General features: G+C 68.5%; 5 protein-coding genes and 1 pseudogene. 3 read left to right on the top strand and 3 right to left on the bottom strand.

Annotated elements, in window-relative coordinates:
* The 3 genes and pseudogenes from JHD77_RS32430 to JHD77_RS22130 all read left to right on the top strand — a co-directional run.
* Positions 1-414, top strand: a pseudogene (locus tag JHD77_RS32430) (hypothetical protein); the annotation flags it as partial.
* Between the two features lie 81 nt (positions 415-495).
* Complete coding sequence (locus JHD77_RS22135; protein WP_003107018.1) at positions 496-1,725, top strand: exonuclease SbcCD subunit D C-terminal domain-containing protein; 1,230 nt, start codon at positions 496-498, stop codon at positions 1,723-1,725.
* An 8-nt stretch (positions 1,726-1,733) separates the two neighbouring features.
* Entirely contained in the window at positions 1,734-5,369 is a 3,636-nt protein-coding gene (locus tag JHD77_RS22130) for an AAA family ATPase (protein ID WP_031629104.1), read from the top strand.
* 21 nt (positions 5,370-5,390) lie between these two features.
* Here the strand turns inward: JHD77_RS22130 and recD are convergent, their stop codons facing one another.
* From recD to recC, 3 genes are read right to left on the bottom strand one after another with little or no spacing between them, the layout of a single operon-like run.
* On the bottom strand, positions 5,391-7,556 hold the full coding sequence (recD, locus tag JHD77_RS22125) for an exodeoxyribonuclease V subunit alpha (protein WP_003123252.1): 2,166 nt from the start codon (positions 7,554-7,556) through the stop codon (positions 5,391-5,393).
* On the bottom strand, positions 7,553-11,290 hold the full coding sequence (gene recB, locus JHD77_RS22120; RefSeq protein WP_031756072.1) for an exodeoxyribonuclease V subunit beta: 3,738 nt from the start codon (positions 11,288-11,290) through the stop codon (positions 7,553-7,555). The genes recD and recB overlap by 4 nt, the downstream gene beginning before the upstream one ends.
* Positions 11,287-14,802, bottom strand: a complete 3,516-nt coding sequence (recC, locus tag JHD77_RS22115; RefSeq protein ID WP_031756074.1) for an exodeoxyribonuclease V subunit gamma — start codon at positions 14,800-14,802, stop codon at positions 11,287-11,289. The genes recB and recC overlap by 4 nt, the downstream gene beginning before the upstream one ends.
* Between the last annotated feature and the right edge of the window lie 33 nt (positions 14,803-14,835).

Here is a 14,835-nt window from a genome sequence, read left to right as displayed (position 1 = left end):
TTGGTCAAGGCTTTCGTCTCAACCGAGGCCGCGCATTCTACAGCAACCTCTCTTTCCGTCAAGCGTTATTTTCGAAAATTTTCTTTTCTACTCAACCGCTTGCGCCGACCTTCAAACTATCTTCCGATCAGCGGGAGGCGCATTCTACAGCGTTCAAATTCGCTGTCAAGCACCTCGATGAAGCTTCATTTCGAACCCCTTTCGGGACCGAACCGCTGCGGCGAACAACCTGCCGGAGCGCTTCACCACCCCCGGAGGAGAATCCGTAAATCCTTGATTTTCAAGCATTTACTCTTCGTCATCGCCGGGAGTGGTGCGCATTATAGGGAGATAGAAACTGGCGTCAACACTTATTTGAAACTTTTTAACCCAAAGGTCAGGAAGCCCAGAGGATGCCCCATTCCTCCTTTATAGGCTGGCTTGCCCCGCCCTCTCCTTCTGTTGCCTCATATAAGGAATGCGAGCCACGGCTCCGCCGCTTTCGACGAGTGTTCCATGCGCCTCATACATACCTCCGACTGGCACCTGGGCCAGACCCTGCACGGCCAGGACCGCGATCATGAGCATGCGCGCTTCCTCGACTGGCTGCTGCGCCAGCTGGAAGAGCAGCGCGCCGATGTCCTGCTGATCGCGGGCGATATCTTCGACACGATCAATCCACCGCTCAAAGCCCAGGAGCGCCTCTACGACTTCATCGTCAGCGCCCATCGACGGCTGCCGCGGCTGGAGATCGTGATGATCGCAGGCAACCACGACTCCGGCGCGCGCATCGAACTGCCCGCTCCGCTGATGAAACGACTGAACGCCCATGCCATCGGCCGAATCGGCTGGATAGACGAAAGCCTCGATAGCGATCGCCTGCTGCTGCCCCTGCACGACGCGGATGGCCAGGTCGCCGCCTGGTGCCTGGCCCTGCCCTTCCTGCGTCCCGCCGAAGTCACCGGAGGCGGGCTCGGCGACGATTACCTGGCCGGTATCCGCCAGGTGCACGAACGCCTGGTTGCCGCCGCGCACGCCCGTCGCACGCCGGGACAGGCACTGGTCGCCGTCAGCCACGCACACATGGCCGGCGGCTCGGTTTCCGAAGACTCCGAGCGAAACCTGATCATCGGCAACGTCGAAGCGCTGCCCGCCAGCCTGTTTCCGGAGCAGATCGCCTACGTAGCCCTCGGTCATCTGCATAAGCCACAGAAAGTCGCCGGACAGGAGCGCATTCGCTATAGCGGGTCGCCGCTGCCGCTGTCCTTCGCCGAAGTGAACTATCGCCACCAGGTCCTCCTCGTCACCCTGGAAGGTGAGCGCCTGAAGGATGTACAGAGTCTTCCGGTGCCACGCGCGGTGGAACTGTTGCGCATCGGCCCCGCGCCTCTTGGCGAGGTGCTCGATCGAATCGGCGAACTGGCCGAGGCCGACCTGCTGAACGAACAGCGGCCCTGGCTGGAAGTCCGCGTCATGCTGGATCAGCCGCAACCGGACCTGCGCCAGCAGGTCGAGAGCGCCCTGCTGGGCAAGGCTTGCCGTCTGGTGCGCATCGCCAGCGAGTACCAGCGCCGCGACGAAGAGCAGGCGCCGCTGCTCGGGCTCGACCAACTCAACCCCCAGGAACTGTTCAGCCGCGCCTGGGAAAGCGCCTATGGCTCCGGCCCGGATGCGCAGGCGCTGGATGACTTCGCCAGTCTGCTGCAAAGCGTCGAACTGGCCACCGAAGAGCCCCCGGGGAAATAAGCCGTTCCATGAAGATTCTCGCCATCCGCCTGAAGAACCTCGCCTCCCTCGCTGGCGAGCAGGAAATCGACTTCACCCGCGAACCGCTGTCCAGCGCCGGCCTGTTCGCCATCACCGGTCCGACCGGCGCCGGCAAGAGCACCGTGCTGGACGCCCTGTGCCTGGCCCTGTTCGGCAGCACGCCGCGGCTGGAAAGCACTTCGGCCAGCAGCAAGGTTCCCGATGGCCGGAACGAGCTGTCCAGCAACGACGAACGCAACCTGCTGCGCCGCGGTTGCGCCAGCGGCTACGCCGAAGTGGATTTCGTCGGCATCGACGGCCACCGCTATCGCGCCCGCTGGGAAACCCGGCGCTCCCGGGACAAGGCGGACGGCGCCTTGCAAAAGAGCCAGCAGAGCCTCCAGGACCTGGAGACCCAGCAAATGCTGGCAGCGAACAAGAAAAGCGAGTTCCGCGAACAGCTGGAGCAGAAGCTCGGCCTCAATTTCGCCCAGTTCACTCGCGCCGTGCTGCTGGCCCAGAGCGAATTCAGCGCCTTCCTCAAGGCCAGCGACAACGACCGCGGCGCATTGCTGGAGAAACTCACCGACACCGGCCTGTACAGCCAATTGAGCAAAGCCGCCTATCAGCGCGCCAGCCAGGCCGACGAGCAGCGCAAGCAACTCGAGCAACGCCTGGAAGGCAGCCTGCCCCTGGCCGAGCAGGCCCGGGCCGGGCTCGAGGCGGCGCTGGAATCCCACGCCCAGGCGCGTCTCCAGGAGCAACAGGCACTGCGACGTCTGGAAGGCCAGCAACAATGGTTCACCGAGGAGCAGCGGCTGCTGCAATCCTGCGAGCACGCACAAGGCCAACTGGCCGAGGCCAGGCAGGCCTGGGACGCCCTGGCGACGGAGCGGGAAACCCTGCAATGGCTGGAGCGCCTGGCTCCGGTTCGCGGACTGATCGAACGCCTGAAGCAACTCGAGCAGGAACTCCGGCACTCCGAGCAGCAGCAGCGGCAGCGCACCGAGCAGCAAGCCGCGGGCGCCGAGCGCTTGCAAGGATTGCAGGCCCGCTTGCAGGAGGCGCGCGAGCGCCAGGCCCAGGCCGACAACCATCTGCGTCAGGCCCAGGCGCCGTTGCGCGAGGCTTTCCAGCTGGAGAGCGAGGCCAGGCGCCTGGAGCGAACGCTGGCCGAGCGACAGGAACTCCATCGGCAATCGAACCAGCGCCACGCCCAGCAAAGCGACGCCGCTCGGCAACTGGATATGGAGCAGCAGCGCCATGTCGCGGAACAGGCGCAACTGCAGGCGGCATTGCGCGACAGCCAGGCTCTCGCCGCGCTCGGCGACGCCTGGGCGACCCACCAGGGCCAGCTCGCCGCCTTCGTGCAACGTCGCCAGCGCGCGCTCGAAAGCCAGGCGCAGCTCCCCGAGCTGGAAAAATCCCTGGCCCACGCCGGGGAACCGCTCGAACGCTTGCAGGCGCAATGGACCGCCCTCCATGGCAGCGAGCCGGACGACCTGGCGGCACGCCTGGACGAATTGCGCCGGCAGACCGATAGCCTGGAACGACAACAAGCGCTCCACAAGGAATGGCAACAGGTCCTCGACCAACGCGCCGGTCTGGCTCGACGCCTGGGCGAACTCGACCAGCGTATGGTCGAGCAGGAGCAGGCATTGCTCGACCTGAAACGACAAGGCAGCCAATGCGCCGAGGAGGTGAAGGCGGCGGAGCAGGCCCTGCAGGTCACCCGCGAGTTGCTCCAGCGCCAACGTCTGGCCCGCAGCGCCAGCGTCGAGCAACTGCGCGCCGGCCTGGTGGACGGCGAGGCCTGCCCGGTCTGCGGCAGCCAGGAGCATCCCTATCACCATTCCGAGCAACTGCTCGCCGCCCTCGGTGAACACGACGACCAGGAGCAGGTCCGCGCCGAGCAGTCCCTCGAGCGGCTGCGACAGACCCTGGTCGGTCTGCGCGAGGGCTATTCCAGCCAGCGGGAAAGACTCAACCAGAGTCGCCAGGAGCAGCAGGAACTGACTGGCCAACTGGCCGCGCTCGATCGGCAACTGGACCAATGGACGCTGCCGGAAGAACTGCGACTCCTGCAGCCGTCCGCGCAGTTGGAGTGGCTGGCACAACGCCTGGACGACCTGGCAGGGCAGCGCCAGCAGTGCCAACGAGACTTCGACCGGCTGATCGCCCGCCAGCGCCAGACCCAGCAATTGCAGCAGGAACTGCGGGCCGCCGAGACGATCCTGCAACAGCGCCAGCAGGCGCTGACGGAACAACGGCAGCGCTACGAACATTTGCAGCAGCAGGTCGAGGAGGACAGCCAGCAATTGCGTCCATTGCTCTCCGACGAGCACTGGCAGCGCTGGCAGACAGATCCGCTGCGGACTTTCCAGGCCCTCGGCGAGTCCATCGAGCAACGCCGGCAGCAACAGGCGCGGCTTCAGCAGATCGAACAGCATCTGCAGGAGCTCAAGCAGCGCTGCGATGAAACGAGCTGGCAACTGAAGCAAAGCGACGAGCAACGCAACGAAGCCCGCCAGGCAGAGGAAAGGGCCCAGGCGGAACTCGCCGAGCTGAACGGACGCCTCGGCGCTCACCTGGGCCAACACGCCTGCGCCCAGGATTGGCAACTATCGCTGGAACACGCCGCGCAAGCGGCGCAGAGCGCCGTCGAGACGCTCCAGGCGCCCCTGGATTCGCTGCGCGAGGAACAACTGCGACTCGCCGAAGCCCTGGAACACCTGCAGCAGCAACGGCAGCGCCAACAGGATGAGTTCCAGCGCCTTCAGGCCGACTGGCAGGCCTGGCGCGAACGCCAGGACAACCTCGACGACAGCCGCCTCGACGCCCTGCTCGGCCTTTCCGAGGAACAGGCGACGCAATGGCGGGAGCAATTGCAGCGACTGCAAGAGGAGATCACCCGCCAGCAGACGCTGGAAGCAGAGCGCCAGGCGCAACTGCTCCAGCATCGCCGGCAGCGGCCGGAAACCGACCGCGAGGCGCTGGAAGACAACCTGCGGCAACAGCGCGAACGCCTGGCCGCCAGCGAACAGGCCTACCTGGATACCTACAGCCAGTTGCAGGCCGACAACCAGCGCCGCGAGCAGAGCCAGGCGCTGCTTGCCGAACTGGAGCGAGCCCGCGCCGAGTTCCGCAGATGGGGCCGCCTGAACGAACTGATCGGTTCGTCCAGCGGCGACAAGTTCCGCCGCATCGCCCAGGGCTACAACCTCGACCTGCTGGTGCAGCACAGCAACGTGCAGTTGCGCCAGTTGGCGCGGCGCTACCGCCTGCAGCGCGGCGGCAGCGAACTGGGCCTGCTGGTGGTGGACACCGAGATGGGCGACGAACTGCGCTCGGTGTATTCGCTCTCCGGCGGCGAGACCTTCCTGATTTCCCTGGCCCTGGCGCTCGGCCTGGCCTCGATGGCATCGAGCAAGCTGCGCATCGAGTCGCTGTTCATCGACGAAGGCTTCGGCAGCCTCGACCCGGAATCCCTGCAACTGGCGATGGATGCCCTGGACAACCTGCAGGCCCAGGGGCGCAAGGTGGCGGTGATTTCCCACGTCCAGGAAATGCACGAACGGATCCCGGTCCAGGTGCGGGTCCAGCGCGAGGGCAACGGCATGAGCAGCCTGAAGGTGGTCGGCTGAGCCGACCGCCCAGGCGGCACGTCAGAACGGCAGCTCGGTCTGTTCACCCGGAGCATGCGGCGGCTGCTCTTCCCTTTCCGGCCGCAGATGCAGCATCAGCCCGCTGAGCCGGCGCACCTTGCGCCGCACTGCTTCCTCGAACACCCCGGGCAGGCTTTCCACCAGGCTGAACCAGTCGCGGGCGCGGGTGATACCGGTGTACACCAGCTCCTTGGTCAGCACCGGGTTCAGCGCGTCCGGCAGGACCAGCGCGGTATGGGCGAACTCCGAACCCTGCGACTTGTGCACGGTCATGGCGAACACGGTGTCCACCTCGACCAGGCGGCTCGGCAGGACGAAGCGCACGCCGCCGCTACCGTCGTTGCGCGGGAAGGCCACGCGCAGCGCGAAGCGCAGGCTGCCGTCGTCGTTGCGCTCGGGCAGGCGCAGGGCGATGCCGATATCGCCGTTCATCAGCCCCAGGCTGTAGTCGTTGCGCGTCACCAGTACCGGCCGCCCCTCGTACCAGCCGTGATCGGCCTCGATCAGGCCAAGGCGCAGCAGTTCTGCCGCTACCCGCTGGTTCAGTCCTTCCACGCCCCATGGGCCGCGGCGCAGCGCGCAGAGCAGGCGGAAGGCGTCGAAAGCCGTCAGTACCGACTGCGCCCAGCGCTCCCAGGCGCCATCCTCCAGCGCCAGTCCGGCGGCCGGGCGGCCCTCGGCCAGGCGTTGCAGGTAGTGCCGGTAGCCGTACGGCGTGCCCGGCGCCTGCGGATGACCGTCGACGAACAGCCGGGCGAAGGCTGCATCGCGCTCCCCGCGCAGGCGCAGGTCGAAGAGGTCGGCGGGCGGACTGTCCAGCAGCGCGCGCGCGTCGCCGGCCTGTTGCCGGTTGACCAACCGCGCCAGGCGCCCGATCCCGCTGCTCGCGCCGAAGCGCCGGGAATGCCGCAGCATGACGGTCTGTTGCGCCAGCGGATGCGCCTGCGCCGAACCTTCGCGCAAGCCCTGCCAGGTTTCGCCGCTGACCCGCTGCAACCAGGCGCGGGTCTCGGCGCTGTACCAGCCCTCCTCGGCATCCCGGCAGAGATCGCCGAGCACCGCGCCGGCCTCTACCGAGGCCAACTGGTCCTTGTCGCCGAGCAGGATCAGGCGCGCCTGCGGCGGTAGCGCATCGAGCAGGCTGGCCATCATTTCCAGGTCGATCATCGAGGCCTCGTCCACCACCAGCACGTCCAGCGCCAAAGGGTTGTCCCGGTGGTGGCGGAAGTGCCGGGTATCCGGACGGCTGCCAAGCAGACGGTGCAGGGTAGTGACCTCGGCGGGGATCGCCTGCAACACGTCTTCCGCCAGCGGCAGGGCCCGGACCTGCTGGCCGATGGATTCGGAGAGACGCGCCGCGGCCTTGCCGGTGGGCGCCGCGAGGCGGATGCGCAGCGGCTGGCCGGCGGCTACCGCCGGTGCCTGGAGCAGACCGAGCAGGCGCACCACGGTGGTGGTCTTGCCGGTACCGGGACCGCCGGTGATCAGGCTGAAATAGCCGCGGGCCGCCAGGGCGCAGGCCAGCTTCTGCCAGTCGGTGACGCGCTGGCCGTCTTCCGTAGGCGCCTGCGCGAACAGCGCGGCCAGGCGCGGCGCCAGGTCTGCGGCCAGGGGCGCCTGCCGACCCAGGCGCTCGCGCAGGGCCAGGGCGATCTCCAACTCGTGCCGCCAATAACGACGCAGGTAGAGACGCTGGGCGCAAAGCACCAGCGGCGAGGTCGCCGTCTCGCTCGGCTCGGGATCGCCTGGGCGCTCGTCGACCACCTCCACCAGCGGTGACGCCGCCAGGGCCTCGCGCCAGGCGTCGAGGCGCACGCCGTGCAGCAGTTGCGACGGCAACAGCACATCGCGGCCTTCGTCGCCTTCCGGCGGCAGCGACAGTGCCGCGTCGGGCGCGCCGAGGGTCGCCTCCAGGTCCAGGCAGACGTGACCGTGGCCCAGTTGGTGGCTGGTCAGCGCCGCCGCCAGCAGCACCCGGGGATCGGCCTGCGGCTGCAACTCGACGAGGAAGGCGACGAACGCCCGGTCCAGCGCCCGTAGCCAGCCGCGCGCCACCCACAGGTCGAGCTGGCGCAGCAGGTCGTGGCGTGCCGCCAGCGGTTGCGCTACCTGGTCGTCGCGGCCATCGCGGACTTCGCCGGCCAGTTGCTTGAGGGTCGGATTCATCGCTCGGCTCCCGGCTGGCCGCTGAACAGCGCGTCCAGGCGTTCGATAAGTTCCCGCGGCGGGCGCTCGAAGTGCAGGCCCTGGGTCGCCGCGCGGGCGCCGCGGAGGAACAGGTACACGGCGCCGCCCATGTGGCGGTCGTAGTCGTAGTCGGGCAGGCGCGCCTTCAACTGCCGGTGCAGGGCCAGCAGGTACAACACGTACTGCAGGTCATAACGGTTATCCAGCACCGCGGCGGTCATCGCTTCCGGGCTGTAGGCGCCATCGTCGGCGCCCAGCCAGTTGGACTTGTAGTCGGCCACGTAGAAACGCCCCTGGTGCTCGAAGACCAGGTCGACGAAGCCCTTGAACATGCCGTTCAGCAGGGTCGGCGCCAGCGCCGGACGCGCCGCGCCGCCGAGGGTATGGCGCCGGACCAGGGCGTCGATCGCCTCGGCCTGGACCTGGTGGGTGGCGAACCAGAACTCCATTTCCACCTGGTAGGCGACCAGCCCGGCCAGGCTGGTTTCGCCACCGGGCCAGCGCAGCGGTTCGGCGAGATACTGCTCCAGCCACAGGTCGAGCGGTTCGGCCCAGTCCTTCCAGCCACGCAGATCGCAGCGTCGCGCGACCAGTTCGCGGCGCCGCTGGGCATCGGCGCGCGCCACATCGAAGCCTTCGCGGCCGGCCCATTCGAGCAGCCCGTGGAGGAAGGTGCCAGAAGCCGGTCCGCGCGGGAAGCGATGCAGGTCGTCGCGCATCTCGCTGGCGTGCGCGACCGGCGGCTGTTCGGCGGAACGGCCTTCTTCGTGGAAGGTGGCTTCCTCGGCGCTGATCGGCTCCTGCGATTCGTCGCTCTCCAGCACCTCGTCATCGTCCAGCCCGGCGGAGGCCTGCAATTGCAGGCCGGAATAGCTGGCGACCCACCACTTCTCGCGGCTGCTGCGGCGGGTTTCGCGGGCCTGCCCAAGGCCCTGGCCGCGCCCTGCGACATAGCGTTCGGCGTCCGCCTCGGGGGCCGGCTCGACGACAATCTCCCGGCACTCGCCGCGCAACGCGGCGAGGCATTGTCCGAGGCCATCGCTGCCGATGGTCGCGCCGCCGGCAAGCAGGTAGCCCAGGGCCCCCTTGTGCAACTCCGGCGACTTGCTGTTGCTCGCCACCAGCGGCGCGATGCCCAGCCACACCGAATGGCGGGCGCGGGTCAGGGCCACGTAGAGCAGGCGCATGTCTTCGCCGAGGCGCTCGTCGTTGGCCTGCTCGTAGGCCCGCGCAGCCTGCTCCTTGCGCCGCGCCAGCTCGATGACCCGCCCTGCAACGCCATCCTCGTGGAAACTTGCCGGCGCGCCGCTGTTGCCGTCCAGCTCCCTCCAGCTGCAGATGAAGGGCAGCAGCACCAAGGGGTATTCCAGCCCCTTGGACTTGTGGATGGTCACCACCTTGATCAGGTCGGCGTCGCTTTCCAGGCGGAGGATCTCTTCGCTCCCCGGACTCTGCACCTGCTCGGCCAGATGGCGAATCAGCGCGTGCTCGCCGTCCAGCTCCACCGCCGCGCGCTGCAGCCACTCGGCCAGGTGCAGCAGGTTGGTCAGGCTGCGCTCGCCATCGGCATGCCGCAGCAGGCGCGCCGGCAGTTCGAAGTCGGCAAGCAGGCGCCGCAGCATCGGCAATACGCCCTGGGCCTGCCAGGACCGGCGATAGTCGCGGAAGCGCAGGACCATCCGTTCCCAGAACAGTTCGTCCTGGTTCAATCGCTCCAGGGTCGCCCAGTCCAGGTGCAGGCTGCGGGTAGCCAGGGCGACCCGCAGCAGCGCATCGGCACCGGGATCGGCGCAGGCGCGCAGCCAGTGCAGCAGGTCGATGGCCTCCTGGCTGTCGAACACCGAGTCGCGGTCGGACAGGTAGACGCTGGCCAGACGCCGCGCCGCCAACGCGCTACGGATCGCCTCGGCCTCGGCGCGACCGCGGACGAGGATGGCGATATCCGCCGGGCGCAACGCCCGCCAGCCGCCCTGCTCGTCGGCGAAGCCGGCGCGGCCCAGGTCGGCCAGGCTCAGCCAGCGGCGGATGGCGCTGGCGCTGCGCTCGGCCATTTCCTGGCGATACGCCGCGGAGCCGAGCACGCCGGCTTCGACATCAAGGTTCCAGAACGTCATCGCTGGCGCCTCGGCACCGTCGATCAACAAACGTTCGGCGCGCCCCTGGGCGTCCACCGCATGGAACGGCACCGGGTTTTCCAGCCCCTCGCGGGCGAAACGGAAGGCGCCGCGCGGGTGCTCTTCGGCGAAGGCGAAGCAGCGGTTGGCGGCCGCCACCATGGCGGCGGTCGAGCGGAAGTTCTTGCCAAGGGTGTAATGCCGCCCGCGAGTGGCCTCGCGGGCGCGCAGGTAGGTATGGATGTCGGCACCGCGGAAGGCGTAGATCGCCTGCTTGGGGTCGCCGATCATGAACAGGCCGGTTTCCCGCGCCTGGGGCTCGTCGGGATCGGCGGCGATCCGGTAGATACGCTCGAAGATCCGGTACTGCATCGGGTCGGTATCCTGGAACTCGTCGATCAGCGCCACCGGGAACTGCTCGCGGATCAATTGCGCCAGGCGCTCGCCGCCAGGGCCCTGCAGGGCGCGGTCGAGGCGGCTGAGCAGGTCGTCGAAGCCGATCTCGGCACGCCGCTGCTTCTCGACCTCCAGTTCGCGCCCGACTTCACCCAGCGCGTGCAACAACAGGTGGGGAGCGAGATCGGGACGCTCTTCCTGATGCGCGGCCCAGGCGTCGATGGCCCGCAGCGCAGCATGCTCGGGCGCCACGCGCTTGGCGGTGAGCTTGATCCGGGTCTGGCCGAACTTGCCGAGGTTGGCCGGCTGCTCGCCGCCCTCGCTCCAGTCCGCCAACGCTTGCAGCCAGGCGTCGAAGGTCTCGTCGCTGTCCTTGCCGCGATAGCTGTTGCCGTTCAGGTAGGGACGCAGGTCGCGCAGCAGCGCTTCCAGTTCGACGCGCGCTGCGCGCCAGGCGGCGCGGGCCTGCGCGTCCAGTTGGTCGAGCTGGCGATACCAGTCGCCGCCCTGCTCCAGCAAGGCTGCCAGTGACTCGGGCGCACTCAGCGCCTGGTCGGCGTAGCGGAAGTCGGCGTCCTGCCGCGCCAGCAGCGGCTGCAAGGCCTTGCCCAGCGCCTCCGGCCCGCTGTAGCAACTGGCCACGGCTTGCGCCGCCGGAGCCGTCAGGCCGTAGAAGTTACGCCGCCAGTAGTCCCGCACCACTTCGGCGAGCAATTCGCTCTGGTCGGTTTCCAGGTTCTGGGTGAACAGGCTGCCGCTGTCGAAGGCGTGCTCGCGCAGCATCCGGTAGCACCAACTGTGGATGGTCGATACTGCGGCCTCGTCCATCCACTCCGCGGCCAGGCGCAGCAGGCGCGCGCAGCCCGGCCAGCGCTCGGCGGGATACTGCTGGCGCAACGCGACCAGCAGGCCGTCGTGGCGCTCCTGCGGCTCGGCGAAACAACGCGCCGCTTCGCCCAGGCGGCTGCGGATACGCTCGCGGAGTTCCTGGGTCGCCGCATCGGTGAAGGTCACCACGAGGATTTCCGGCGGGCTCAGCGGCCGGCCGAAAGCGTTCTCGCCGCCATGGTCGAGGACCAGGCGTACGTATAGCAGGGCGATGGTGAACGTCTTGCCGGTACCGGCGCTGGCCTCGATCAGGCGGCTGCCGTGCAACGGGAAGTCCAGCGGATCGAGGGCCACGGGCATCTGCTGCTGGCTCATGCCTGCTCCTCCGCGCCACGTCCCAGGGCAGCCAGCAGCGGCGCGTAGAGCTGCTCGGCCCAGTGCGCGAACTCACCGCTGGCGAGCAGCCGGTCGAAATCCGGATAGACCCGAGCCAGCGCCGGCGAGGCGTCCACCTCGCCCCCCATGCCGAAACCTCCCTCGTAGCGCTTGCGCGCCTCGCGCATGGCTTTCTCGGGCTCTGCGGCGCCACCACTGGCGAGCCAGGCGAAAGCGGTCCGGCAGGCCAGCGGCAACGGCTGGCGCATGCCCTGGCGCCAGGCGTCGATCAACTGGTCGAGGTACTCGCCGGCGCGCTCGCTCGGCAGCGGCGGAATCTCCAGGGTGCCGGTCTGGCTCACCAGCACGCTGCTCACCGGCTGGCCGAGACGTTGCAGGGCGAGGTGCTGCAACCAGTGGCGTACCAGGCTGTGCCACTTGAAGCTGCGCCCCTCATGGAGCTTGCCGCTGAGCAATTGCAGGCGCGCCAGGCGCCCGGAAGCGTCGCGACGCAAGCCGCCGAGCCAGTCCTCCAGCTCCAGCCCGGACGGATGGCGATGGCGCAACTCCTGCTGCTGCTCGACCGCCTCCGGCCAGCGCTCGATTTCCTGGCGGTAGCGCCAGAGCAGGTCGGGCAGCGGTTGCAGCAAATGGCGCGCGGAGAACTCGCCGAACGCCGCCAGCGGCAGGCGACCCTGTCGCCGCAGTCGCTCGACCTGGGCCTGCAACTGCGCCGGCAGGCCCTCGGCATCCCAGTCCCGCTCGACCCAGCGCTTCATGCGTTCGGTCAGCTCGAATTGCAGCTTCCAGTTGTCCAGCGCGTCCAGTTCGAAAGGCTCTTCGTCGTTGCCGGTCAATTGCTCGTCGTCGAAACGCACCTTGAGCCGCTGCTGGAAGAACGCATTCACCGGGTTGGCGAGGAACTCCGCCAGCGCTCGCAGCCCCAGTGCGCCCTCCAGTTCAAGCGGCGGCAGGGGCGCTTCGGCGTCGGGAACGGCGATGTCGTCCTCGCTATGGACCTCGCGCCACTCGCGGGCGTAGGTGAACAGGCCATCGACGCCCTGCTCCGGCGCATCGTGAAAATACCGACGGCTGAACGGCTGCAGCGGATGCTCCTGGGTCAGGGCACGCAGCAGCGCCTCGCCGTCGCCGTCCGGGTCCAGGCGCCAGCCGGCCGCCAGGTGATCGCGCAACTGGCCGATCAGCACCGAGGGCGGCCGCTCGCCATTGTCGCGGATACTCCGCCCCACCCAGCTCACGTAGAGCTGCTCGCGCGCCGAGAGCAGCGCCTCGAGCAGCAGGTAGCGGTCGTCCTCGCGCCGCGAGCGGTCGCCGGGGCGGTAGTCGTTGCGCATCAGGTCGAAATCCAGCGGCGACTGCTGGCGGGGGTAGTCGCCATCGTTCATGCCAAGCAGGCAGACCAGCCGGAACGGGATCGCGCGCATCGGCATCAACGTGCAGAAACTCACCGCGCCAGCCAGGAAGCGCTGGTTCAGGCCGCCCTGGTCCAGGCCGCCGAGCCAGGCCTCGCGTATCACGCTGATCGGCAGCGGCTCGGCGAAGGCCGCACAGGCGCAGTGTTCCTGCCAGCGCTCGAGCAGTTGCAGGAGCTGGGTGAGGAGCAGTTCGTCGCGCTCGTCGTGGGCCTCGAAGAACACCGTGAGCAGGGCTTGCAGGCGCTCGCCCCACTGCGCCGGGGTGGCCGGTTCGGCCAGCTCGGCGTAGGCCACCTCGAGGCGCTCCAGCAGCACAGCCAGCGGGCCTGCCAGGGCGGCGTCCAGGCCACCGACCTCATCGTAGGGCTGGATGCCTTGCAGGGCCGCGCCTTCGCCGACCGCGTAGCCGAGCAGCATGCGCCGCAGACCGAAGCGCCAACTGTTGCCCTCCAGTCCCGCTGGCAGGCCGAGACGCTCGCGCTGCGCGGCATCCAGCCCCCAGCGCACGCCGGCGCCTTCGATCCAGCGGTGCAGGGTCGCCAGGTCGGCCTCGTCGACGCCGAAACGCCGGCGCAATGCCGGGACGTCCAGCAGGTCGAGGATCTCGCTCACGGCGAAACGGCTGTCGGGCAGTTTCAGCAGGTGCTCCAGGGCGATCAGCAGCGGCTCGCGACCGCGCTGTCCCTGGTCGGCCAGGGTATAGGGAATGAAGCGCTGGTCGTCGCGCGGCACCTGGCCGAACACCGCCTCGATGTGCGGTGCGTAGGCGTTGATGTCGGGGACCATGACGATCACGTCGCGCGGCTTCAGGCTCGGATCGGCGTTGAAGCGGGCGAGCAACTGGTCGTGGAGGATCTCCACTTCGCGCTGCGCGCTGTGGGCCACATGGAAGCGGATCGAGGCGTCGCTCCGCGGCGCCACCGGCGGCCAGTGCTCGCGGGTTTCCGCCAACGGGCGCAGTTCGAGGATATCGTCCTGCAACTGGCCGAGCAGCCCGTGCGGGGCCTCCTCGCTGAACAGGTCGATGCGCCCGCCGTTGACCTCGCCGAACAGGTTCCGATAGCTGTCCGGGTCGTCGTAGCTGTCGAGCAGGTTGATGTAGTCGCGGCCCTGCTTGCCCCAGGCCGCCAGCAACGGCTGGGCATGCTGGTGCTGGCGGTCCTCGTCGAGGTCGGCGGGGACGCCGGCGCGGCGCTGCTGGCGGCGGTACTCGTGGCGCAACAGGTCCTTGTCGGCGACGATGTCGGCCCAGTGGTGGCGACAGGGGTTGTGCACGCAGAGCAGCACCTGGCTGAACCTGGCCAGGGCGGCCAGCGCCTCGAGGGTCTGCGCCGGCATCGAGGAAATTCCGAACACCACCACTCGTCGCGGCAACGCGCGCGGCGCCGCGCTGGCGGAGCGCAGCGCCTCGATGAAGCGCCGGTGCACGCCGGAGCGGCTGCGGGCCAGGCTATCGGCACCGACGTCGGCGAGCAGCGCGCGCCACAATTCGGCCTGCCAGCGCTCGTCGGCACCGAGCGGGCGCGCCTGCCCGTTCGCCGTGCGCAACTGGTCGCGGCCCTGGCTCCAGTCGTCGAGCCAGTCGCCGCGATAGACCTGGTACTGGTCGAACAGGTCGGCCAGGCGCTCGGCCAGTTGATGACGCTTGCGCAGGTCGGCATCGTCGGCGAGGAAACGTTGCAGGGTGCGGAACTCGGGACGCTCCAGCAATCCGGGAAGCAGACGCATCAGGCGCCAGGTCAGCGGCGCCTTGTCCAGTTCGGAAACCTCGGGAATGCTTTCGCGGCCCAGCACCGCGCGATAGGCCTGCCAGAGGAACTGCGCCGGCAACTGCACCTCCAGCGCCGCGGCGATGCCGCCACCGCCGCCGCCGTCCTCGCGGGGATCTTCGGCCAATGCCAGCTTCAACCATTGGGCGATGCCGTTGCTGTGCACCAGGACCCGCTCGCTTTCCAGCGGCGCCAGCGGATAGCGGCGCATCCAGGAAACGGCGAGGTCGCGCAGGTCGTCCAGGCGATTGCCGTGGACGATCATGAATCCGGGCGTGAGGGCGGTGGTTCCCAAGGGTTCTGGCATCGGTACGGCTATTCCTGGCGCAAGGCTCTGGCG

Origin of the sequence: Pseudomonas sp. P20, from assembly GCF_016463925.1 — a bacterium.
Classification (GTDB): Bacteria; Pseudomonadota; Gammaproteobacteria; order Pseudomonadales; family Pseudomonadaceae; genus Pseudomonas; species Pseudomonas aeruginosa.
This window is presented reverse-complemented; position numbering and strand designations above follow the sequence as displayed.